Here is a 20,965-nt window from a genome sequence, read left to right on the forward strand (position 1 = left end):
GGGGGCGCCCGCGCCACGTGACACGGGCGCACCCCGGAGCTCCGACTCGAGCCGAGGCGCCGGCCCCGGACCTACGCGGAAACGACCTCGGACGCCGCGGAGAGAGCGGCGACCTCGTCGGCCGAGAGGCTCAGCGTCGCCGCGGCGAGGAGGTCGGGCAGCTGCTCGAGGTTCCGCGCGCTGGCGATGGGCGCTCCGACGGAGGGCTGCGCCAGGAGCCACGCGAGGGCGACGGTCGACACGGAGGCGCCGTGGGCTCCGGCGACGCGGTCCAGCTCGGCCAGGACCCGGCGACCACGGTCGTCGAGGTAGGCGGAGGCTCCCCCGGCCCGGGGGCTGTCGACGGTCGAGCCGTCGCGGTACTTGCCGGTCAGGAAGCCGGAGGCCAGCGACGAGTAGGGCAGGACGGAGACGTTCTCGGCCAGGGCGACGGAGGCGACGCTCGGCCCGTTCGACGTGCCCTCGACGTCACCGCGCTCGACGAGGCTGTACTTGTTCTGGATCGCGACGTAGGAGGCGATGCCCTCCGACTCGCTGAAGCGCAGGGCCTGCTCGAGCCGCTGACCCGTGAAGTTCGACGCTCCGATGGTCCGGACCTTGCCGAGCTCGACCTGCTCGTTGAGGGCCTCGACGGCCTCTTCCACGGGGCGGTCGGGGAAGTCGCTGTGCGCGTAGTAGAGGTCGATCCGGTCGGTTCCGAGCCGGCGGAGCGAGTCGTCGACGGCGCGACGCACGACGTCGCGGGAGGTGCCCTTGAGCCCCTCCAGCATGCCCACCTTGGTGGCCACGATCATGTCGTCGCGGTTGCCGCGGGACGCCATCCAGCGCCCGATGATCTCCTCCGACTCGCCCCCCGAGTTGCCGGGGTTCCAGGCCGAGTAGACGTCGGCGGTGTCGATGAAGTTGCCGCCCGCGGCGGCGTAGGCGTCGAGGACCGCGAACGAGGTCTCCTCGTCGGCCGTCCAGCCGAACACGTTGCCGCCGAGGTTGATCGGGAAGACGCGCAGGTCGCTTCCGCCGACGGGGATCAGGGGTGCATCGGTCATGAGGCCGGTCCTTCTTTCTGCGGTGACGTCCACCGCGGATGGTGACGGGGTTCCCTCCACCCAACGCCTCCCGGCTCGGTGCATTCCGTGCGCCCCGGGCATCACGCGCGCGGCAGGGGCCACGATGGCAGGATGCACAGCCTCGAGCTCCTCCTCGACGACGCCACCGACGCCCACGTCCGCACCCAGTGGTCCGCGCTCCTCGAGGCCGATCTGCCGAGCCAGGCGCGGCACGCGGGCGCGTCGAACGCCCCGCACGTCACCCTGCTCGCCCGCGGCAGTCTGGACGCATCGCACGACGACGAGCTCCGAGCCGCGTTCGGGGCGCTCCCGGTGCCCGTCGAGCTGGGCGGCCTCGTCGTCTTCGGGACGGCGGCCCGGGGGCTCGTGCTGGCCCGGCTCGCGGTGGCGGGCACGCGGATCCTGCGACTGCACGAGACCGTCCACGGGATCGTCGGCGCGCCCGACGGCGCGGAGGGCGGAGCGCAGGATGCCCCGCACACGCTGCCCGGCCGCTGGACGCCGCACGTCACCCTCGCGTCGCGGCTCACCGCCGAGCAGGTCGGGCGCGCCCTCGTCGCCCTGGCCGGCACCCCGGACGCGGAGGGCCCCGCACACTTCGCCGCCGCCCGCCGCTGGGACTCGACCCTGCGAGAGGTCACGCCCCTCTGACCCGCGGGGTGCCGGTCAGGCCGCTGCCGACGCCTCGGTGAGACGGGCCAGGTCGTCCTCCGTGAGAGGGACGCTGGCGGCCGAGAGCAGCCCCTCGAGCTGGATGGTCGACCGGGCGCTGGCGAGAGCGCCGACGACGTTGTCGCGCGAGGCGAGCCAGGCGATGGCGATGGCGGCCGGCGACACCTCGTAGCGGTTCGCGAGGTCGAGCAGCACGTCGAGAGTCGCCAGGTTGTCGTCGGTGAGGTAGCTGAGCGCGCGGTTGCCCCGCGGCGAGTCGCCGCGGCTGTCCGCGTCGCGGTACTTGCCCGTGAGGAAGCCCGAGGCGAGCGACGAATGAGGCAGGACCGCGAGACCGTAGTGGTCGACGATCGGCGACACGTCGTTCTCGTAGTCGGCGCGGCGAACGAGGTTGTAGGCCGACTGGACGGCGCGGAACGGGTGCAACCCGTCGCGATCGGCGATCGCGAGCGCCTGCCGGAGCCGGGCACCGGTGTAGTTCGAGGCCGCCGGGTAGACGATCTTGCCCTCGTCGACGAGCTCGCTCATCGCTCCGACCGTCTCCTCCAGCGGCGCCTCGTCGTCGTCGAAGTGGGTGAAGTAGAGGTCGATCCGGTCGGTCCGGAGCCGCTGCAGCGACGCGTCGACGGCCCGCCGGATGCTCGCGCGGGTCAGCCCCGGCGCATCCGGGTGCTGGCCGCACTTGGTGCTGACGACCACGCGGTCGCGGTTTCCGGGTCGCGCCAGCCAGCGCCCGATGATCGCCTCGGACTCGCCGCCGGCGTTGCCCGGCAGCCAGGCGGAGTAGACGTCGGCCGTGTCGATGACCGTGCCGCCGTCGGCGGCGAAGACGTCGAGGATCTCGAGCGCGGTGGGTGCGCCGACCGTCCAGCCGAAGACGTTGGTGCCGAGTGCGAGGGGAAACCGCGAAGTCAGGGCGGTCAGGTCGGGCAGGAGGTCCAGGATGCGGCCAATCGGTTCGAGGTGGGATCACGATAACCGATGACCTACCGGGCCGGAGCATCCGACCGCCGCCGGTATCGTTTTGGGTATGTCCATCGATGCCACACGGCCGTCCACCGACACCGACGCTCCCCCGTCGAGCGCTCCCCTCCCCGACACGACGACGGGTACCGGCTCCGAATGGTGGCGCTCGGCCGTCATCTACCAGGTCTACCCGCGCTCCTTCGCCGACAGCGACGGCGACGGCATCGGCGACCTCCCAGGCATCACGGCCCGCCTCGACGCTCTCGCGCACCTCGGGGTCGACGCCGTCTGGCTGTCGCCGTTCTACCGCTCCCCGCAGAAGGACGCCGGCTACGACGTCGCCGACTACGCCGACGTCGATCCGCTCTTCGGCACGCTGGCCGACTTCGACGCGCTCCGGGCGAAAGCCACTGCGCTGGGGCTCCGGGTCATCGTCGACGTCGTCCCCAATCACACGTCCAGCGCGCACGCCTGGTTCCAGGCGGCTCTGGCGGCCGAGCCCGGCTCCGAGGCCCGCTCGCGCTACCTCTTCCGCGACGGGAAGGGCCCGACCGGCGAGCTGCCGCCCAACAACTGGCAGTCGATCTTCGGCGGCCCGGCCTGGAGCCGCGTGACCGAGGCCGACGGGCGCCCCGGCCAGTGGTACCTCCACCTCTTCGACTCGTCCCAGCCCGACCTCGACTGGACCAGCGAGTGGGTGCGCGAGAACTTCCTCGACGTCCTCCGGTTCTGGCTCGACCGCGGCGTCGACGGGTTCCGGGTCGACGTCGCCCACGGGCTCATCAAGGCCGACGGCCTCCCCGACTACCAGCCGCCCGCCGATGCGGGCAGCATGGGCGGCGGGCAGGAGTCGGGTGAGACTCCGCCCTACTGGGGCCAGGACGGCGTCCACGAGATCTACCGCGTGTGGCGCGAGCTCCTCGACGAGTACGACGGCGACCGGATCCTGGTGGCCGAGGCCTGGGTCGACCCGCTCGCCAAGCTGGCGAACTGGGTCCGTCCCGACGAGATGCACCAGGCCTTCAACTTCTCCTACCTCGAGAGCGGCTGGGCGGCACCGTCGATCCGCCGCGTGATCGACGCCTCGCTCGAGGTCTTCGGCAGCGTCGGTGCCCCGAGCACCTGGGTGCTGTCGAACCACGACGTCGTCCGGCACGCCACCCGCCTGGCGCTCGGAGCGGACAGCCCCCAGGGCCACGGCATCGGCCCCCGGAGCCCGGGCCGCCCCGATCCCGTCGTGGGCCTCGCCCGCGGTCGCGCCGCCTCGGCTCTCATGCTGGCTCTCCCCGGGTCGGCGTACCTCTACCAGGGCGAGGAGCTGGGCCTCCCCGAGGCCATCGACCTCCCCGACGACGCCCGGCAGGATCCGACCTGGTTCCGAACGGCCGGAGAGCGCTACGGCCGCGACGGCTGCCGCGTGCCGCTGCCCTGGGAGGCGGCGGCTCCCGCGTTCGGGTTCAGCGACACCGGCGCCTCCTGGCTGCCGCAGCCGGCCGACTGGGCTCCCTACGCGCGCGACGCGCAGGCAGGAGCCGCCGGGTCGACCCTCGAGCTCTACCGCTCCGCCCTCGAGCTGCGATCGCGCCACGGACTCGGCTCGGGCACGGTCGAGTGGCTGACCGGCTTCGGCCCCGAGGTCGTCGCGTTCCGCAACGGAGATGTCACGGTCATCGCCAACACGGGTCGAGTGGCCGTGGAGCTCCCCGTCGCCGAGGAGCTGCTCGCCTCCGTGGACCTCGACGGCTCCGCGCTTCCGCCCGACGCGACGGTCTGGCTGCGGCTCCCCTGACGAGGAGAGCCCTGACGGGCAGAGCCCTCACCGACGAGAAGAGCACCGACCCCCGAGGGTCGGTGCTCTTCTTCATATTCGGGGCAGGAGCCGCTACTCGGCTCCGGCGTTGGCCACCAGCCACGGGAACGGGTCGACGGGGATGCCGCTCAGGTGCACCTCGAAGTGGAGGTGCGCGCCGGTGCTGTTGCCGGTGCTGCCGACCTCGCCGACGATCTGGCCGCCCTTGACGGACTGGCCCTGGCTGACACGGATGGAGCCGGCGATCATGTGCGCGTAGACGGTCGTGACCTTCTGCCCGTTGATCACGTGATCGATCCAGACGTTGTACCCGAGGGCACCGCTGCCCTGGTCGACCTTGGAGACGACGCCGTCGGCGACGATCTCGATCGGGGTGCCGGAGCCGGGCGTGAAGTCGAGGCCCTGGTGGAACGTGGAGCAGAAGCTGCAGTTCGCGACCTGACGACCACCGAAACCGCTGCTGATCGGCACGGCCGTCGGGAACGGCCAGCGGACCGCACCCGTGCTGGAGGACGCCGAGCCGGGGCTCGTGCCGGTCGACTGGATGACGGGGTTCGTCACCGAGTAGCCGTCGCGGCCGATCTGCTCGGCGGCCGTCGCACCCGAGGCGACGAAGACCTGCGCCTGGGGAGTGGTCGTCCCACCGACGGTCGTGCCGGAGACGGCGGCGACGGCGAGCTTCACGGCCGACTTCTCGGGGCTGTCGACGAAGTAGGCGTTCGCGGGGACCGACGTCGACACGATGGTCGCGCCCACGAAGAGCATGACGCCGAGGGCGCTGAAGCGACGGGTGCGGACGAGGGCCTTCGAGGGCCCGGTGGAGCGCGGTGCCACGGGTCGCGGGGCTGCTGCGCGCTGGACGCGCGCGGGCGCACGACGGGCGCTGGCCTGGCGGTGAGGAGTGGTGGGGAGCGGCGTCGCCTTCTCGGCGGCGCGGGAGGAACGACGAGTCGGGAGCTCCGCGGTGGGCGTCGCGGGCTCCGACGCCTCGACCCGGACCGGCCGAGAGGCCACGGGAACCACGGCGGGCTCGACGACGACGGGCTGCACCGCGACCCTCGCGGCCGCCGGAGCGACGACGTCGACGGCCTCCGAGGCGGCGAGGGCCGCCCGCTCACGAGCTCGCGCCTCACGTCGCGTCATCGAAGCGGCGGCGGGCACGTGGGTGCCGTCGCCCTCGGTGTCGGCGACCTGAAGGGGATTCGTCACAGCGGTTCGTTCCTCGGGGCTCGGGGTGGAGAGACGCGGGCTGCCGGGCGCGGAGAGACGGTGGTTTCTTCGCCCGGAGAGGTGTCGTCGAGATGCTCGAAGGCGAGACGACCCATCCCATAGTACAGAAAGTCCCCCGCGGTCTCTACCCTTTGAAATACATATTCCGACCCCAGTCGGGGTGGCACCCGTTGGAGCGTCGCCGGAGCAACGTCGCGATCTCGCTCGCGATGCCGTCAGAATCCGGCCTCGGCCAGGGCCTTTCCGAGGTCGTCGGCGATGGCCGGAGCCGCGACGAACGTGAGCTCCCGGCTCGCCGGGGCTCCTGACGGCGTCAGCACGACGGCACCGGCCTCCTCGGCGATGAGCACTCCGGCCGCGTGGTCCCACGGGGAGAGACCCCGTTCGACGTAGGCGTCGAGGCGTCCGGCCGCGACGTAGCAGAGGTCGAGGGACGCGGCTCCTGCCCGGCGGATGTCGCGGACGACGCCGAGGAGGCGGGCGACGCTCTCGCCCTGCTCGCGCCTCCTGCTCGGATCGTAGGAGAAGCCCGTCGCGAGGAGCGACTGCGAGAGGGACGCCGGAGCCGACACCCGGAGGGTCGCCGTGCCGAGATGCGCGCCCCCGCCGCGGACGGCGGTGAACTCCTCGCCGGAGGCCGGGTTGACGACGCAGGCCGCGAGAGCCTTCCAGGTGAGAGGGTCGGGCCCGCCCTCGACGACGGCGATGCTGACGGCGTACATCGGGATCCCGTAGAGGAAGTTGACGGTGCCGTCGATCGGGTCCACGATCCAGGTCAGGCCCGTCTCGGATGTCGTCGCGTCGCTCTCCTCGCCGAAGAAGCCGTCGCCCGGGCGGCGCTCCGCGAGCCGCTTCCGGACGAGGGCCTCGACCTCGCGGTCGGCGAAGGTCACGATGTCGACGGCGCTCGACTTGCTCGCGGCGACCTCGACCCCCTCGGCGCGGCGGCGGGCGGCGAGCGAGCCGGCCTCGCGGGCGATCTCCAGGGCGATGGCGAGCAGTTCGTCGGGGGTCGTCATGCGGTCTCCTCGGTCGGATACGGGCACGGCTCCGGGCACAGACAGAACGGGCCGGCCTCGCTCGCGCGCTGCCGACCCGTTGTGAATGGCTCGTGGCAAGTGAGGGATTCGAACCCCCGAAGGCTACGCCGGCTGATTTACAGTCAGATCCCTTTGGCCGCTTGGGTAACTTGCCAGATGCTCCTCGACGACCTGTGGCCGTTCGATGGTGCGCGTCAACAATACAGCCTCTGGAGGCTGGTCGAGACCACGCCGGCCGGTTCCCGCCCGGTCTCCGTCGCGAGAGTTCGACGGAGACCGGACGACCGGGCTCACGGATGTCGCTCGGTTAGAAATCCATGTGATAGGGATCGCAGGCGGCCTCACCCTCGTACTCCGGGTCACGGACGAAGCAGTTCCAGAACATGAATTTCCTGCTCTGCTTCACTCCGGCTCCGTCCTCGAACACGAGCGGGAACAGGATCTCGCTTTTCCAGCGGACGTCGAGCTCCCAGCGACCGTCCGCGTCGATCGAGACGGAGACCTTGGAGCCGTCCCGCGGATCGACCGTCACGATCTGACCGCTCGGACCCGTACCTCGAAGGTGGATCGCCCCGTCGTCCACCTGCCAGACGGTGGCCTCCGCCGACGGCCGGAAGTCCGGACCTCCTCCACCCGGGTTCTCGGGAAGCGGAGGCGATGCCGGTGCGAAGGGAAGCGTTCGCGCCGAGGCGATCTTCGAGAGGACGGTCCCTCTGAGCGACTCGGTCAGAGCTTTGGCATTGAAATCACTCGGGACGGTCCGCCCCCTCTCACGCTGGAGGACCGCGTCCCGAGCAGAATCGACCCAGCTGCCGTGGTAGGCGTTCGACCACGTGATCTCGGCGGGATTGAGATCCTTGTGCCAGGGCGTCTGATTCCAGTACATCCGCTGGGCGACGTCCTTGACCTGAGCCAGATACGGCGCCGCGACGCCGCTCCAGTACTGATCGCCGAAAGACGTGTCGAGGACGTTCTTGGAGTAGGTGCTCTCCGCGGTGGCCGACACGTAGGCGGGGTATCGGTCGCTGTACTGCTCGACGCGATTATCGATGGCCCGCTTGGCAGCATCCTGGAGCAATCACGTGTGATAGCTGTACTGGCCAGTCACTCTGACGCGTTCGCCGTCGTTCTTCGCTCGGGAGAAAACGACGCGCTCGTGGCGGGCCAACTCGAACTGCGTCGCTTCGTAGCTCCCTCGCAGAACCGCGAGGTCGGACTTCAGCTTGTTCGCCAGGAGATCGGCCTGAGCCGTCAGCACGTGCTCGGCGTAGAACGTGTCGAGGGCGGATTTCCGTTCCGCATCCCAGGACGTGGTGATGTTGGGCAGGATCGCATCGACGCCATCGAGCATCGAGTCGAGTTCGTCGCGGTGCTCCGGAGAGATCGCGGGCTTGGGATGGAGCCAGCCCCAGACGGCGTCGCCCAGGGCCTCGAGAGCGAGATCGGCCATCAGGAGAGGCTCGAGGAACGGGATGAACTCGGGGAACGCGACCTCGGCGGTCTGCAGCGCTTCGGCGATGCCGTCGGCGGCGAGATCGCCCCATCGGCCGTCGTCGATGTCACCGCGGATCGCGTAGCCCGTGGCTGCGATGCCCAGGTAGGGAACCAACTCGCTCCCGTAGTCGAGCACCTTGCCGGCGGACTTGCCCACCGACGCGAGGAGGTCCAGGTCGGCCGAGGCGGCAGCCAGGGCACGGGAATCCGCCCCGAATGCCTCGGTGAGATCCGCACCGAGGGCCTCGAAGTCGGCGAAGTCCTGGGAGGAGGCCCCGATCCCCTCGATGACCTCGCTCGTCTCGGGGAACGGCGCGAGGAGGGCGTACTCGTCATCCGCCAATCGATCGAGCTTCAGCTCGAAGGTCACGTCGTCGAAGTCGCCGGAGAACCGATCGGCGTGCAGGTCTGCCAGGGCGTCCTCGTCGGGGACGGACCAGTCGCAGACCGCCCTGCGCGTGCAGAGCGTCTCCTCGGTGATGGGGTGGGGCTCGAGCGTGGGGCGCGTGGTCGGCTCGACGAACTCGGCGCTGGGGACGCGCTCCTCCGCCGACCACTCTCCCGTTACGGGATCACGCGACCACTTCTGAGTCGACTTGACCTGGGACCAGTCGATCCTGTCCTTCGCTGCCCACTCGTTCTCGGCCTGGAGATCACCGAAGAATTTGCTCTTGCTCGTCTCCTCCCAGGCATCGCCCCACTCCGGATGCTCGACCATCGCCTTGTGCATGGAGATCTCCATGCTCGTGAACCGCGCATCCGGCGCGATCTCGTAGAGCGTGTACGAGTCGGCGCGGATCATGCTCCCCGGGACGTCCGGGTTGGGTTTCTTCAAGCTGAACTGGCCGAAGAAGCTCGCGGTGTCCTCGTCGCCGGCCGTCGAGATCCAGCCGCTGTTCCGTGTGCGGTTCGAGTTCATCAGGTGATCGGCGAGGTTGTAGTTGTCGCCCAGCGCTTCCAACCCCTTCCCGCGCAGCGCCTCGGGGGTTCGCGTATCCGCACGCCAGACGGAGCCGGGAACCGCGTCGGGCAGGACCATCTCGGCGAGGTCCTCGGGGCCGGGACCCTGACCCACGGCCCTCGCGGGCGTGACCGTGACGAGGCTCAGGACGAGCGACATGATGCCGACGAGCCACACGAGACTCAGCCAGCGCCTGTCCCGATCACCGATCGATGCGGACGTCGACCTCGTCGAGGTCGTCGAAGGCGTGGAAGTGATGCCGATCATCCGGACACCCCGACGGAGCTGCACTGGTACTCGGTGCTGCCGTTCTCATCGCCGGTGTGGAAGCGCCCGGTCATGGCCTGACCGCGCGGACACGAGAACGCGGTGCCCGCCGACTCCTTGATCGACGAGGACCAGACCGGATCGCTCGTCACGACTCGCATCGTCGAGCCGCCCTCGAGGCTTACGAGGTCGAAGGAGCGACACCGATACTGGGTCTGACCGTTCTCGTCGTTCACGTGCATGCGCTGGAAGAGGACGGTGTCGGTCGGGCAGGTGAATCGGACTCCCGAGCTCTCCGTGATCCACTCGGACTTGACGACCTCGGGTCGCTGCGCGATCTCATGGGTGCGCGGGTCGCTGGGCCTCACGCTGGCGCACCGATGGAAGGTCGGTCCGTTCTCGTCACCCGCGTGCTGCCTCCCCACGAGGACGTCACCGATGACGCAGCGGCTGATGTTGCGGCTCTCCGTGCCGGTGTTGACGAAGTCGCCACCCATCAGGACGGTCACCCCCGCAGCCCGAGGCTCCCCGGCCGTGGCTGCCTGCGCCCCGGCGAACCCTCCGGCGGCGACGGCGACAGCGACTGAAGCCGCGAAGAGGCTCAGGCCGAGAGCGATGACACCGGCGCGACGTCGAGGATGGACTTTCTTTCGTGGTTCTCTCAATATCTTCACGGCAAAAACTTAGCATTTCAATTTCACCTGCCTGTCATCGGTCACCCCGGGCGGCGGAACCGCGACGGGCTAGGCTGGCAGCCATGGCAGATAGTTCATTCGACGTGGTCAGCAAGGTCGACGCGATGGAGGCCGACAACGCGCTCAACCAGGCGCGCAAGGAGGTCGAGCAGCGCTACGACTTCAAGAACGTCGGCGCCTCCATCGAGACGAGCGGCGAGAAGGTCCTGATCAAGGCGAGCACCGAGGAGCGCGCGAAGGCCGTCCTCGACGTGTACGAGTCGAAGCTCATCAAGCGGGGCATCTCGCTCAAGAGCATCGACGCCGGCGAGCCCTACCCGAGCGGCAAGGAGTACCGCATCGAGGTCTCCATGAAAGACGGCATCGACCAGGAGCACGCCAAGAAGATCAACAAGCTGATCCGCGACGAGGGTCCCAAGGGCGTCAAGAGCCAGATCCAGGGCGACGAGCTCCGCGTCCAGTCGAAGAGCCGCGACGACCTGCAGGCCACGATGGCGCTCCTCAAGGGCGCCGACCTCGACGTCTCGCTCCAGTTCGTCAACTTCCGGTAGCGCTCGGTGCACCTCGCTGCCTGGGTCGCCCCGGCACTCAGCATCACCGGCGTCGTCGTCGACATCCTCATCCGGGTCTTCGCCGTCGTCTACGTGCCGATCAACCGGCGGCCCCAGACGGCGACCGCGTGGCTCCTGGCGATCTTCCTGATCCCCTACGCCGGCTTCATCCTGTTCCTCCTCTTCGGCAGCTACCACCTGCCGAAGCGGCGCCGGGAGAAGCAGGAGGAGATCAACCGCTACATCGTCGACACGACCGAGGGCATGGACCGCGTCACGCGCGAACTCCACTGGCCCGCGTGGCTCGACAGCGCGGTGGCTCTCAACCGGAAGCTCGGGGCGATGCCCCTCGTGGGCGGCAACTCGGCCGACATCTTCGACGACTACGACGAGTCGCTGCGCGCGATGACCGAGGCCGTCGGCCAGGCGGAGCGCTGGGTGCACGCCGAGTTCTACATCACGAGCCTCGATGCGACGAGCGAGCCCTTCTTCCAGGCCCTCGAGGCCGCCAGGCGGCGAGGCGTGACCGTGCGCCTGCTGATGGACCACATCGCGAGCCGCGGCTACCCCGGCTATCGCAAGACCAAGAAGCGCCTCGACCGCATCGGCGTGCAGTGGGAGCTGATGCTCCCGATCCTGCCGCTCCGGGGCAAGTTCCAGCGGCCCGACCTCCGCAACCACCGCAAGCTCCTCGTCATCGACGGCGACGTCGCCTTCACGGGCTCGCAGAACATGATCGACCGGAGCTACGACCGGAGGCGGAACCGCAGGAGGCACCTTGCCTGGAAAGACCTGATGGTCCGGTTCGAGGGCCCCATCGTCGCGGGCATCAACGCCCTCTTCGTGACCGACTGGTACAGCGAGACCGACGAACTGCTGACGCGCGAGGCCGATCCCGTCTCGGCGCGCGACATCCCCGACATGCTCGACTGCCAGGTCGTGCCGAGCGGCCCGGGCTTCGACGGCGAGAACAACCTCCGGCTCTTCAACACGCTCGTCTACAGCGCGCAGGAGCGGATCATCATCACGAGCCCGTACTTCGTGCCCGACGAGTCGATGCTCTACGCCATCACGACGGCGGCGCAGCGCGGCGTCGAGGTGCAGCTGTTCGCCTCGGAGATCGGCGACCAGGCGGTCGTGTACCACGCTCAGCGCTCCTACTACGAGGCGCTCCTCCGGGCCGGGGTCCGGATCTTCCTCTACCGCTCCCCCACCGTCCTCCACGCGAAGCACATCACGATCGACCGCGACGTCGCCGTCATCGGCTCCAGCAACATGGACATGCGCTCGTTCAGCCTCAACCTCGAGATCTCGGTGATGATCCGGGGCCGCCGGTTCGTCAACAAGCTGCGCGAGGTCGAGCAGACCTACCGCGACGCGAGCACCGAGATCCTGCTCGACGACTGGCTCGGGCGCCCGTTCCGCTCCCAGGTGCTCGACAACGTGGCGCGGCTCACCTCGGCGCTGCAGTAGATCGAGGCCCCGACCCGACGTTCGCCACCCGGGCGACCAGCGACTCCAGCGGGCCCCGGCGGGCTCCCCAGAGCCCGGCGAAGAGGAGGGCGCCGAGCGCGAAGAGGGCGAGCGTCAGGAGCCGGCCCGCCGTGTCGAGCGAGTCGAGCACCCCGCTGTGCTGGAGCCCGGCCAGGATCACCACGTGCACCGTGTAGATCGTCAGCGGCATGGCTCCCAGGCGCGCGACCACGGCCACAGCGCGTCCCGCTCGCGGCGCCACGAGCAGGCAGACGGCGATGACGCCGAGGGCGACGCCGAGCGACCCGACGACGTCCACGAGCGTCGACGAGTGCGGCTCGGACGCGAAGACCAGGTCGCGAAGGCGGACCTCGCCGTAGTCGCCGTAGAGCGCTCCCCCGGGCGTCACGACCTCGCCGACGCCGTAGGCGACGACCGCCAGACCGGCCCCGATGCTCCCGACCAGGGCGATCCTCGGCGGGCTCGACGGGAGCGACCGCCCGATCGCCAGCCCGACGAGGACGTAGACGATCCAGGTGACGACGGGATAGACCAGCAGGAACTGCTGCGTGAAAGGCCCCGGGGAGGGCAGGGCGATCTCGAACGCGAGCAGGGCGGGGATCGACAGCAGCGCCGCGATCCCCGCGACGACGAGCAGCGCCGACCGCGACCAGCGCAGCACCGGAAGCAGGAGCACGAACAGCAACCCGTAGGTCGGCAGGATCACGGAGACCGGCGGCTCCAGCAGGACGAGCAGCGTGCCGATCGCGAAGACGATGCCGCCCCGGACGGCGATCCTGCGCCTCGCGGTCGCCAGAGCGTGCCCGGCGAACGGGCGGGAACCTCCGCTGAGCAGGGCCAGCGAGACGCCGGCCACGACGGCGAACAGCACCGACGACCGCCCGCTCGAGATCGACCACCATGTCGACGGGTCGGCCCAGTCGACGGGCCGGGTGACGTCGACGAGGTGGGCGGCGAACATGCCGAGCAGGGCGATCGCCCGGGCGAGGTCGATGCCCACGATCCGGTCGGACCGCACCGCAGGAGCCACGGGTCCGAGGTCGGTCGGAGCGGGCGCGTCTTGCGTCATCCCACGATGCTACGGATCGACCCTGGACCGATCGTCAGGAGTCGCGGGAGACGCTGACCATCTCGTCGCGCGGCACGACCTTGATGCGCGCGCGACCTTCGGGCTGACCGAGCGCCATCTCGTGCTGGTCGAGGCGGTGCCAGCCGTCGAGGTCGGTGTACTCGACGCCGCGGGACTCGAGGAGAGCGTCGACCGAGGCCTCGTCGGGCGACTCCGGCGACCACCAGTGCGACTGGTCGTTCAGGAGGTGCTTGACGGTCTCCATCGCGTCGGACTTCGTGTGGCCGATGAGACCGACCGGTCCGCGCTTGATCCACCCCGTGGCGTAGACGCCGGGCACGAGCTGGTCGTCGTCGTCCATGACCTGACCCTCGTGGTTCGGGATCACGCCGCGCTTGGCGTCGAAGGGGATGCCGTCGAGGGGCGAGCCGAAGTAGCCGACGGCGCGGTAGAGGGCCTGGATCGCGACCTCGCGGATCTCGCCGGTGCCAACGACGCCGCCCTCCCCGTCGGGACGAGTGCGCTCGTACCGGAAGGCCGACACGTGACCGTTCTCGTCGCCGACGACCTCGACCGGGTTCGCGAAGAAGTGGAGGTGGAGTCTCCGGGAGGCCGTCCCGACCTCGCGCTGGCGCCACTGGTTCAGGACCTTGTCGATGACGAAGACCTGCTTGTTGGTGGCGATCGCGTTCTTGGAGGCGTCGTCGTAGTCGAAGTCCTCGTCGTGGACGATCATATCGACGTCGTTCATCTCGCCGAGCTCGCGGAGCTCCAGCGGGGTGAACTTCACCTGGGCGGGGCCCCGGCGACCGAAGACGTGCACGTCGGTGACGGGGGACGCCTTGAGCCCCTCGTAGACATTGGCCGGGATCTCGGTCGGCAGGAGGTCGTCGGCGTGCTTCGCGAGGATGCGCGAGACGTCGAGGGCCACGTTCCCGACGCCGATGACGGCGACGGACGCGGCCTCGAGCGGCCAGGTGCGGGACACGTCGGGGTGACCGTCGAACCAGGAGACGAAGTCGGCGGCGCCGTAGCTGCCCTCGAGGTCGATGCCGGGGATGTCGAGGTCGGCGTCGCGGATGGCGCCGGTCGAGAAGATGACGGCGTTGTAGTGCTTCTTGAGGTCGTCGAGGGTGATGTCGACGCCGTAGCGGACGTTGCCGAAGATCCGGATGTCTCCGCGGTCGAGCACGTCGCGGAGGGCCGTGACGATGCCCTTGATGCGGGGATGATCGGGAGCGACTCCGTAGCGGACGAGGCCGTACGGCGCCGGGAGCTGCTCGAAGAGGTCGATCGAGACGCCGAACTGGCGCTCGGCCTTCAGGATGATGTCGGCGGCGTAGATTCCGGCGGGGCCGGCTCCGACGATGGCCAGGCGCAACGTGGTCACGGGTGGTTCACTCTCCTGCGGTGGTTCTGCGGATCGGGGTGTCGGTCGCGGGCGCGGATCGGCCGCGCGACCAGGAACGGTCTGGTGGGGTTCGGAGCCGACGGTCAGGCGGAGCGCTCGACGACGCGGTCGGCGAAACGCGTCAGCGCCTTCTTGACCGGCCCGGCGGGCAGCGGATCGAGCGCCTCGACGGCGGCCGACGCCCAGCGGCGGGCCTCCGCGTGCGTCCTGGCCGTGACCTCGTGCTCGCGCAGCTGCCGCACGGTGTCGGCGAGGTCGGCCTCGCTGACCTGGCCGCCCTTGACCGTGGCGCGCACGTTGGCCTCGATCTCGGAGAGCAGGGCCGCGGAGTCGACGTCGGTCTGGGCATCCTGCCGCAGGTAGAGCAGCGGGAGGGTCTCGACGCCGGCGAGCAGGTCGGTGCCCGCGCGCTTGCCGGTCTCCTCGGTCTGGGGCGACAGGTCGATGACGTCGTCGACGAGTTGGAACGCGACGCCGATCTTCTCGCCGAAGGACGCGACCGGGCCGATCAGCTCGCGCGGACCGCCGGAGAACATCACGCCGACCTTCGCGGCCATCGAGATGAGCGACCCCGTCTTGTCGGAGAGCACGCCGATGTAGTGGTCGATCGGGTCGTCGCCCTCGCGCGGCCCGATGGTCTCGTGCAGCTGACCGAGGCAGAGGCGCTCGAACGTCTGAGCCTGAAGCCTTATCGCTTCTTCACCGAGGTCGGCCACGATCGTGGACGCGCGGGCGAAGAGGAGGTCGCCGGTGAGGATGGCGACGTTGTTGCCCCACTTGGCCTGGGCGCTGGGGACGCCGCGGCGCATGGTCGCCTCGTCCATGACGTCGTCGTGATAGAGCGACGCGAGGTGGGTGATCTCGACCGCCTGGGCGGCGGACACGACCGCGTCGGTGCCGCCCTCGCCGAGCTGGGCGGTGAGGAGGGTCAGGGTCGGCCGGATGCGCTTGCCTCCGGCCGCGAGGAGGTAGCGGCTCGTGACGTCGGCCAGATCGTCGCCGAACGCCATCTCGACGAGCAGACCCTCCTCGACGCGTTCGAGCCCTTCGTCGATGGCCGCGACGAAGCGGCGCTCGGACGCCGACGAGAACAGCTTCTCGGCCAGGCCCAGCGACGAGCTGAGGCTGTTGCCTCGTCGTGCCGGAGGAGCACTGGGGTTCACAGGTTCACCTTCGGATCGGTCGGTCGGGTCAGGCGCCGGCGGCCGACGAGGGGCGCCGCGACGAGGTCGCGGGCTTCCGCCCGCGGTGGAGGGCGACGATACCCGCCGTCAGGTTGCGGTAGGCCACTCGAGAGAAGCCGGCTCCGCGGAGCCACTGGCTGAGGACCTGCTGCTCCGGCCACTTCTCGATCGACTCGGCGAGATAGGTGTAGGCGGGAGAGTTGCTGGAGGTGACGCGGGCCACGGCGGGGAGCACGTAGTGCAGGTAGGCCTGGTAGCTCGCGCGGAGGACGGTCAGCGGCGGGGTCGAGAACTCGCAGATGACGAGGCGACCGCCGGGCTTGAGCACGCGGTACATCTCGTCGAGCGCGACCTTCGGCCGGTTCACGTTGCGGAGACCGAACGAGATCGTGACGGCGTCGAACTCCTCGTCGCCGAACGGGAGCTTCTCGGCGTCTCCGACGATGAACTCGATGGCGGGCTGGCGCTTGCGGCCGACGGCGACCATTCCCGCGGAGAAGTCGAGGGCCGTGACCTCGGCGCCGCCCTTGGCGATGGCGGCGGAACTGGTGCCCGTGCCGGCGGCGATGTCGAGGACGCGTTCGCCCGGCTTCGCGTCGATCGCCTTCACGGTCGCGAGGCGCCACAGCACCGCGTTCCCGGCGGAGAGGATGTCGTTGGTCACGTCGTAGTGCGCGGCCACCCCATCGAACATCGAGGCAACCTCGTCGGGTTGCTTGTTCATATCGGCCTTGGTCACTCGGTGATCTTATCGGGACGGCCTGCACCCGGCCCGTGTGCGGCTCCTGCTCGCAGGATGCCCAGGCGAACGCTCAGGCGAAGCGGACCGTTCGCACCCGGGGCACCCGCATCCCGCGTGGCTACGATGAAATGGTGAACGACTCGGATCCCTCCGTGGCTGCCGCACCCCTCGTGGTCAAGACGACGCGGGTCGACGACATCGCCCCCTTCCTGACGCTGATCGATCCGAAACGCCCCCTCCTCTTCGTCCGTCGCGGCGACGGCATCGCGGGGATCGGGACGGCCGCGCGGCTCACGTTCCGCGGGCCGACGAGGATGAGCGACGCCGCCAGCGCCTGGAGGGAACTGGCCGCGGAGGCGCAGGTCGACGACGAGGTCCGTCTCGCGGGGAGCGGGCTGGTCGCGTTCGGCTCGTTCGCTTTCGCCGACGACTCGGACGACGAGAGCGTGCTGATCGTGCCGCGGCTCGTCCTCGGGCGGCGCGACGGGGTCCACTGGATCACGCGAATCGGCGGCGTCGACACGCTCGCGACCGAGAGCGCGGAGCCCACGCCGCTCGGTCGACCGTTCTCGGTCCGCTTCGGTACGGGCACGTTCGGCGAGGCGGAGTTCGGCGCGGCCGTCTCGCACGCCGTCGAGGCGATCGAGCGGGGCGAGGTCAGCAAGGTCGTGCTCGCTCGGTCGCTCGAGGGCGACCTCCCCGAGGGCGCCGACCTGCGCGTGCTCGCAGCCGACCTCGCCATGGGCTACCCCGACACCTTCACCTTCGCCGTCGACGGCCTGATCGGGTCGAGCCCGGAGACGCTGATCAGCAGTTCGAAGGGCCGGATCACCGCGCGGGTCCTCGCCGGGAGCACCGCCCGGGGCGTCGACGCGGCGAGCGACGCCGCGGCGGCCCTGGCGCTGGCCACCTCCCCCAAGGACCTGGACGAGCATGCCTTCGCGCTCCGCAGCCTCCTGCTCTCGCTCGACGCGCACGCGACCGACGTGACGACGGCGGAGACGCCGTTCACCCTCCGGCTGCCGAACGTCTGGCACCTCGCGACCGACGTCGCCGGGCGCCTCACCGACGGGGCGTCGTCGCTCGACCTCATCGACTCGGTGCACCCGACGGCGGCCGTCGCCGGCACGCCCACCGTCGACGCCCTCCGCGCGATCGCCTCCCTCGAACCCTTCGACCGCGGCCGCTACGCGGGCCCTGTGGGCTGGCTCGGGGCCGACGGCGACGGCGAGTGGGCCATCGCGCTGCGGTGCGCGCAGGTCTCGCCCGACGGCAGGATCCGCGCCTTCGCCGGGGCGGGCATCGTGCGCGAGTCCGACCCCGCGCACGAGATCGCGGAGACGACGATGAAGTTCCGCCCGATCGTGGACGCGCTCGCCTGACGCCCCTGCGCGGTTCCGTCGTGCTCCGCGGCCGGACCGCGATCGCCGGGTGCGCGGTGCGCATCCTGCTGCGACACTGAGCCCATGAACGACATGTTCGCGAGCGCGACGGCGTACGACCGATTCATGGGGCGCTACTCGCGGCCTCTGGGGCGGCGATTCGTCGACGCCCTCGGAGTGCGACCGGGGTGGACCGTCCTCGACGTCGGCTGCGGGCCGGGCGCCCTCACGGAGGCGTTGGTCGACGTCGTCGGTGCCGCGTCGATCAGCGCCGTCGACCCCTCGCCGGCGTTCGTCGAGGCCTGTCGAGAGCGCTTCCCCGGGGTGAACGTCGGCGCCGCCTCGGCTGAAGCCCTCCCCTTCCCCGAGGAGACCTTCGACCTGACGGCAGCCCAGCTCGTCGTCCACTTCATGCCGGATCCGACGGCCGGGATCCGGGAGATGAGCCGCGTGACGAAGCGGGGCGGCGTCGTGGCGGCCGACGTCTGGGACTTCGCCGGCGGTCGCGGCCCCCTCGGTGTCTTCGACGAGGCGGCCCGAGGCATCGACCCGCCCGCCCCCTCCGAACGCGACCTCCCCGGCGCCTCCGCGGGAGACCTCGAGCGTGTTTTCGCCGCTGCCGGCCTGGCGGCGATCACCTCCACCGAGCTGACCGTGTCCGTCGACTTCGCGTCGTTCGACGAGTGGTGGACGCCGTTCACCGAGGGCGTCGGGCCAGCAGGAGCCTGGGTCTCCTCGCTCGACGTCTCCTCGCGCGATCGACTCCGCGGCCGAGCCCACGAGCGCCTCGGCGACCGGCCCTTCACAGTCGAGGCGACGGCATTCGCGGTCTCCGGAACGGTCGACGCGGCCTAGGCGCCGGCACGGCTCCGGCGAGCGCGGCGGCACCGCCGCCCGCGCTCAGCCGACCCGGCTGTCTTGCGCCTCGCGCCAGATGGCCTCGGCCCGCGAGCGATCGAGGCGCATGCCGCGGTGCATCAGGTCGTGGACGACGTCGCCCTTCGTCACCCCGCACCACGCCGGGCTCCGGCAGGTGCAACGCTCCTCGTCACCGGCGACGTACTCGTCGACGGGCTGACGCTGGAGGCCCGGGTGCGGAGCCGGCTTCGGCGCCTCGAGGGCGACGATGACCGGTGGCTCGGAGACGGCCTCGGCCGCGGCCGCCAGGGCGACGCGACGGAGGAACAGCACGTTCTCCTTCACCTGCCGGGCGATCGGGGTGCGCGAGGCAGCCACCACGGCGCGGGCGGAGATCCTGGCGGCGGTGTCGAGTCGTTCTCCCACGGGCGGTCCTCTCGGGTCGGTCCTCCCAAGAATACGGACGCAGGAGCTGAGCACCAGCCCCGCCCGGGTGCGAAACCCGAGCGGGGCCGGTGTCGACTCCCGTCAGCAGAACTCGCCGGACCTGCCCTTCGTGTAGGTGACGTCGATCTCGCCGACGTGGCCGTGATCATCGAGGATGAAGCTCAACCACCGTCCCTGACCGTCCTGGATCCCGAACGTCTCGCCGAACGTGCTCGTCGCGGGAGTCGCCGAGGAGGTGCTCAGGCTCTCGATGTCGGGATACGTCGCGAGGAGTTCGGCTCGGGTCGATCCCAGACCGATGCCGGACGGCGTGCGCGGCGTACTGCTGGACGGTTCCGTCCCGACCTCGCCGATCTGGATGGAGTCGATCGTGTCGTTCCTCACGGCCTCGGTGGACAGATTCGGGTCGGCCGATGAACGAGGCGTGTAGAAGTTGACGGGGCAGACGTAGCCGGGCGCCGTGACGGTGTAGGAGCCCGTCGTCTTCGCCGCCTCCAGCGTCTGCTTACCGCCCAGTGTGAGCGGCCCGATTCCGGCCGTGGTGATCAGCCAGGACGACGGATCCCCCACGCCGGCGGTCGGATCCGCCGGGACCGCGGAGGGGCTCGGCGAACCGGCCGGAGCCACGGTCCCCGGATCTCCGGAGGGAGTCGTCGCCGAGCCGCCCGGCTGAGGCTCCGTCTGCCCGGGGCCGGTCGTGGCGGACGGCGCGATGGCGGTCCCCCCGCCGGGCGCCGTGGACTGGTGCGCGGCGAGCGCGATCCCCGCGCCACCCAGGACCACCGCGGCGGCGACGGAGAGGGATGCGAACCGGACCACGCGGCTCCTGCGCGCCCCTGCCGCGGCGGCCGAGGAGGCGTCGATCGAGTCGAGGACCATGTCGCGGATCGCCGCGCGGCGGACGGGATCGGTGGGGGACGACGAGGACGGGGTCGAGATCATTTGAGTTCTCCTAGCGCGGGGGTGGTGTCGTCCAGGGACCGGGGTCCGGTGAGAGCGGCGAGGCGTTTCTTGGCTCGGGCGAGCCGGGACTTGACGGTCCCGAGGGGCACGGCGAGGGTGTCGGCGGCGGCCTGCAGGGAGTAGTCGTTCACCACGCAGAGGGTGAGGACCTTCTGGTCGTTGCTCGACAGATGCGCGAACGCCTCCCGGAGCCGCACGTACTGACCGGAGATCTCGATCGCGGTGAGGACGCCTTCGGACGGGTCCTCGATCCGGTCGTCGAGAGGCAGCTTGGCCATCGCGATCCGGTGCCGTCGATGGGCCCGGGCCGTGTTGGAGCAGACATAGGTCGTCGTCACCAGGAGCCACGGGCGGACCGTGCCGTCGACGACGCGGACCGTGGCCCGTTTCCGCCACGCCTCCAGGAAGACGAGCGCCGCGGCGTCCTCGGCGTCGTGGACGTGGCCGAGGATCCCGAGGGCATGACGATAGACCCGGTCGAAGTGCCGATCGAAGATCTCGCCGAAAGCGGATCTGTCTCCCGTTCGGGCCCGCGCCCAGGTGTCCGACTCGTCGGACGTGGCATCCAGTGCCATTGCAACCCCCTGTGATCGTTCTTGTCTACGACATGTCCGGTCCGCCCGAAAGGGTCCATCGTCCTTGACATTTTTTCGGCCGCGCTC

20 protein-coding genes and 1 tRNA gene are annotated in these 20,965 nt (G+C 70.3%); 6 read left to right on the plus strand and 15 right to left on the minus strand.

Annotation, left to right across the window (positions count from 1 at the left end):
* Positions 1 to 71 precede the first annotated feature (71 nt).
* Complete coding sequence (locus AS850_RS10800; RefSeq protein WP_119869122.1) at positions 72 to 1,046, minus strand: aldo/keto reductase; 975 nt, start codon at positions 1,044 to 1,046, stop codon at positions 72 to 74.
* Between the two features lie 132 nt (positions 1,047 to 1,178).
* Between AS850_RS10800 and AS850_RS10805 the strand changes: the two genes are divergently transcribed.
* Entirely contained in the window at positions 1,179 to 1,718 is a 540-nt protein-coding gene (locus AS850_RS10805) for a 2'-5' RNA ligase family protein (protein WP_119869123.1), read from the plus strand.
* Positions 1,719 to 1,733: 15 nt separating this feature from the next.
* Here the strand turns inward: AS850_RS10805 and AS850_RS10810 are convergent, their stop codons facing one another.
* On the minus strand, positions 1,734 to 2,693 hold the full coding sequence (locus AS850_RS10810) for an aldo/keto reductase (protein ID WP_335589195.1): 960 nt from the start codon (positions 2,691 to 2,693) through the stop codon (positions 1,734 to 1,736).
* Between the two features lie 76 nt (positions 2,694 to 2,769).
* Between AS850_RS10810 and AS850_RS10815 the strand changes: the two genes are divergently transcribed.
* Positions 2,770 to 4,494, plus strand: a complete 1,725-nt coding sequence (locus AS850_RS10815; RefSeq protein ID WP_119869125.1) for a glycoside hydrolase family 13 protein — start codon at positions 2,770 to 2,772, stop codon at positions 4,492 to 4,494.
* 93 nt (positions 4,495 to 4,587) lie between these two features.
* Here AS850_RS10815 and AS850_RS10820 read toward each other — a convergent pair whose 3' ends face one another.
* The 6 genes from AS850_RS10820 to AS850_RS10845 form a co-directional block, all read right to left on the minus strand.
* On the minus strand, positions 4,588 to 5,724 hold the full coding sequence (locus AS850_RS10820) for a M23 family metallopeptidase (protein WP_119869126.1): 1,137 nt from the start codon (positions 5,722 to 5,724) through the stop codon (positions 4,588 to 4,590).
* A gap of 236 nt (positions 5,725 to 5,960) precedes the next feature.
* The gene (locus AS850_RS10825; protein WP_119869127.1) at positions 5,961 to 6,764 is read right to left on the minus strand and encodes an inositol monophosphatase family protein; all 804 of its coding nucleotides are present in this window, start codon (positions 6,762 to 6,764) and stop codon (positions 5,961 to 5,963) included.
* Positions 6,765 to 6,857: 93 nt separating this feature from the next.
* Positions 6,858 to 6,939: transfer RNA gene (locus AS850_RS10830), tRNA-Tyr, on the minus strand.
* A 153-nt stretch (positions 6,940 to 7,092) separates the two neighbouring features.
* Positions 7,093 to 7,863, minus strand: a complete 771-nt coding sequence (locus tag AS850_RS10835; RefSeq protein WP_119869128.1) for a hypothetical protein — start codon at positions 7,861 to 7,863, stop codon at positions 7,093 to 7,095.
* Positions 7,864 to 9,507 (minus strand): hypothetical protein, encoded by a 1,644-nt coding sequence (locus tag AS850_RS10840; protein WP_123955489.1) that lies wholly within the window; start codon positions 9,505 to 9,507, stop codon positions 7,864 to 7,866. It lies immediately after the preceding gene.
* Positions 9,504 to 10,172 (minus strand): hypothetical protein, encoded by a 669-nt coding sequence (locus tag AS850_RS10845; protein ID WP_164088429.1) that lies wholly within the window; start codon positions 10,170 to 10,172, stop codon positions 9,504 to 9,506. Before AS850_RS10845 ends, AS850_RS10840 begins: the two co-directional genes overlap by 4 nt.
* Before the next feature lie 92 nt (positions 10,173 to 10,264).
* Here AS850_RS10845 and AS850_RS10850 point away from each other — a divergent pair, with 92 nt between their 5' ends.
* Positions 10,265 to 10,753, plus strand: coding sequence for a YajQ family cyclic di-GMP-binding protein (locus AS850_RS10850; protein ID WP_119869131.1), 489 nt, complete (start codon positions 10,265 to 10,267; stop codon positions 10,751 to 10,753).
* Between the two features lie 6 nt (positions 10,754 to 10,759).
* The gene (gene cls, locus AS850_RS10855; RefSeq protein WP_173795193.1) at positions 10,760 to 12,226 is read left to right on the plus strand and encodes a cardiolipin synthase; all 1,467 of its coding nucleotides are present in this window, start codon (positions 10,760 to 10,762) and stop codon (positions 12,224 to 12,226) included.
* On the opposite strand, the gene AS850_RS10860 is transcribed toward cls, so the two are convergent.
* The 4 genes from AS850_RS10860 to AS850_RS10875 form a co-directional block, all read right to left on the minus strand.
* The gene (locus tag AS850_RS10860) at positions 12,207 to 13,316 is read right to left on the minus strand and encodes a heparan-alpha-glucosaminide N-acetyltransferase domain-containing protein (protein ID WP_119869132.1); all 1,110 of its coding nucleotides are present in this window, start codon (positions 13,314 to 13,316) and stop codon (positions 12,207 to 12,209) included. The genes cls and AS850_RS10860 overlap by 20 nt on opposite strands.
* A 34-nt stretch (positions 13,317 to 13,350) precedes the next feature.
* Positions 13,351 to 14,706 (minus strand): FAD-dependent oxidoreductase, encoded by a 1,356-nt coding sequence (locus AS850_RS10865; RefSeq protein WP_119869133.1) that lies wholly within the window; start codon positions 14,704 to 14,706, stop codon positions 13,351 to 13,353.
* A 104-nt stretch (positions 14,707 to 14,810) separates the two neighbouring features.
* Complete coding sequence (locus AS850_RS10870; RefSeq protein ID WP_119869134.1) at positions 14,811 to 15,890, minus strand: polyprenyl synthetase family protein; 1,080 nt, start codon at positions 15,888 to 15,890, stop codon at positions 14,811 to 14,813.
* 28 nt (positions 15,891 to 15,918) lie between these two features.
* Positions 15,919 to 16,650, minus strand: coding sequence for a demethylmenaquinone methyltransferase (locus AS850_RS10875; protein ID WP_236940683.1), 732 nt, complete (start codon positions 16,648 to 16,650; stop codon positions 15,919 to 15,921).
* Positions 16,651 to 16,781: 131 nt separating this feature from the next.
* On the opposite strand from AS850_RS10875, the gene AS850_RS10880 reads away from it, so the two are divergent.
* Together AS850_RS10880 and AS850_RS10885 are read left to right on the plus strand one after the other, a co-directional pair.
* Positions 16,782 to 18,035, plus strand: a complete 1,254-nt coding sequence (locus AS850_RS10880) for an isochorismate synthase (RefSeq protein WP_119869136.1) — start codon at positions 16,782 to 16,784, stop codon at positions 18,033 to 18,035.
* An 84-nt stretch (positions 18,036 to 18,119) separates the two neighbouring features.
* Positions 18,120 to 18,890, plus strand: coding sequence for a class I SAM-dependent methyltransferase (locus AS850_RS10885; protein ID WP_236940685.1), 771 nt, complete (start codon positions 18,120 to 18,122; stop codon positions 18,888 to 18,890).
* A gap of 45 nt (positions 18,891 to 18,935) precedes the next feature.
* Here AS850_RS10885 and AS850_RS10890 read toward each other — a convergent pair whose 3' ends face one another.
* The 3 genes from AS850_RS10890 to AS850_RS10900 all read right to left on the minus strand — a co-directional run bounded on the left by AS850_RS10890 (position 18,936) and on the right by AS850_RS10900 (position 20,878).
* On the minus strand, positions 18,936 to 19,319 hold the full coding sequence (locus tag AS850_RS10890) for a hypothetical protein (protein WP_119869137.1): 384 nt from the start codon (positions 19,317 to 19,319) through the stop codon (positions 18,936 to 18,938).
* Between the two features lie 102 nt (positions 19,320 to 19,421).
* Entirely contained in the window at positions 19,422 to 20,282 is an 861-nt protein-coding gene (locus AS850_RS10895; RefSeq protein WP_119869138.1) for a hypothetical protein, read from the minus strand.
* Entirely contained in the window at positions 20,279 to 20,878 is a 600-nt protein-coding gene (locus AS850_RS10900; protein WP_119869139.1) for an RNA polymerase sigma factor, read from the minus strand. The genes AS850_RS10895 and AS850_RS10900 overlap by 4 nt, the downstream gene beginning before the upstream one ends.
* Between the last annotated feature and the right edge of the window lie 87 nt (positions 20,879 to 20,965).

The organism is Frondihabitans sp. 762G35, assembly GCF_002074055.1.
Classification (GTDB): domain Bacteria; phylum Actinomycetota; class Actinomycetes; order Actinomycetales; family Microbacteriaceae; genus Frondihabitans.

Coding starts and splice junctions, on each gene's coding strand:
- AS850_RS10850 (WP_119869131.1), top strand. CDS start 10,265: ATGGCAGATAGTTCATTCGACGTGGTCAGCAAGGTCGACGCGATGGAG.
- AS850_RS10800 (WP_119869122.1), bottom strand. CDS start 1,046: ATGACCGATGCACCCCTGATCCCCGTCGGCGGAAGCGACCTGCGCGTC.
- AS850_RS10885 (WP_236940685.1), top strand. CDS start 18,120: ATGAACGACATGTTCGCGAGCGCGACGGCGTACGACCGATTCATGGGG.
- AS850_RS10895 (WP_119869138.1), bottom strand. CDS start 20,282: ATGATCTCGACCCCGTCCTCGTCGTCCCCCACCGATCCCGTCCGCCGC.
- AS850_RS10805 (WP_119869123.1), top strand. CDS start 1,179: ATGCACAGCCTCGAGCTCCTCCTCGACGACGCCACCGACGCCCACGTC.
- AS850_RS10900 (WP_119869139.1), bottom strand. CDS start 20,878: ATGGCACTGGATGCCACGTCCGACGAGTCGGACACCTGGGCGCGGGCC.
- AS850_RS10880 (WP_119869136.1), top strand. CDS start 16,782: ATGGTGAACGACTCGGATCCCTCCGTGGCTGCCGCACCCCTCGTGGTC.
- AS850_RS10840 (WP_123955489.1), bottom strand. CDS start 9,507: ATGATCGGCATCACTTCCACGCCTTCGACGACCTCGACGAGGTCGACG.
- AS850_RS10815 (WP_119869125.1), top strand. CDS start 2,770: ATGTCCATCGATGCCACACGGCCGTCCACCGACACCGACGCTCCCCCG.
- AS850_RS10825 (WP_119869127.1), bottom strand. CDS start 6,764: ATGACGACCCCCGACGAACTGCTCGCCATCGCCCTGGAGATCGCCCGC.
- AS850_RS10860 (WP_119869132.1), bottom strand. CDS start 13,316: ATGACGCAAGACGCGCCCGCTCCGACCGACCTCGGACCCGTGGCTCCT.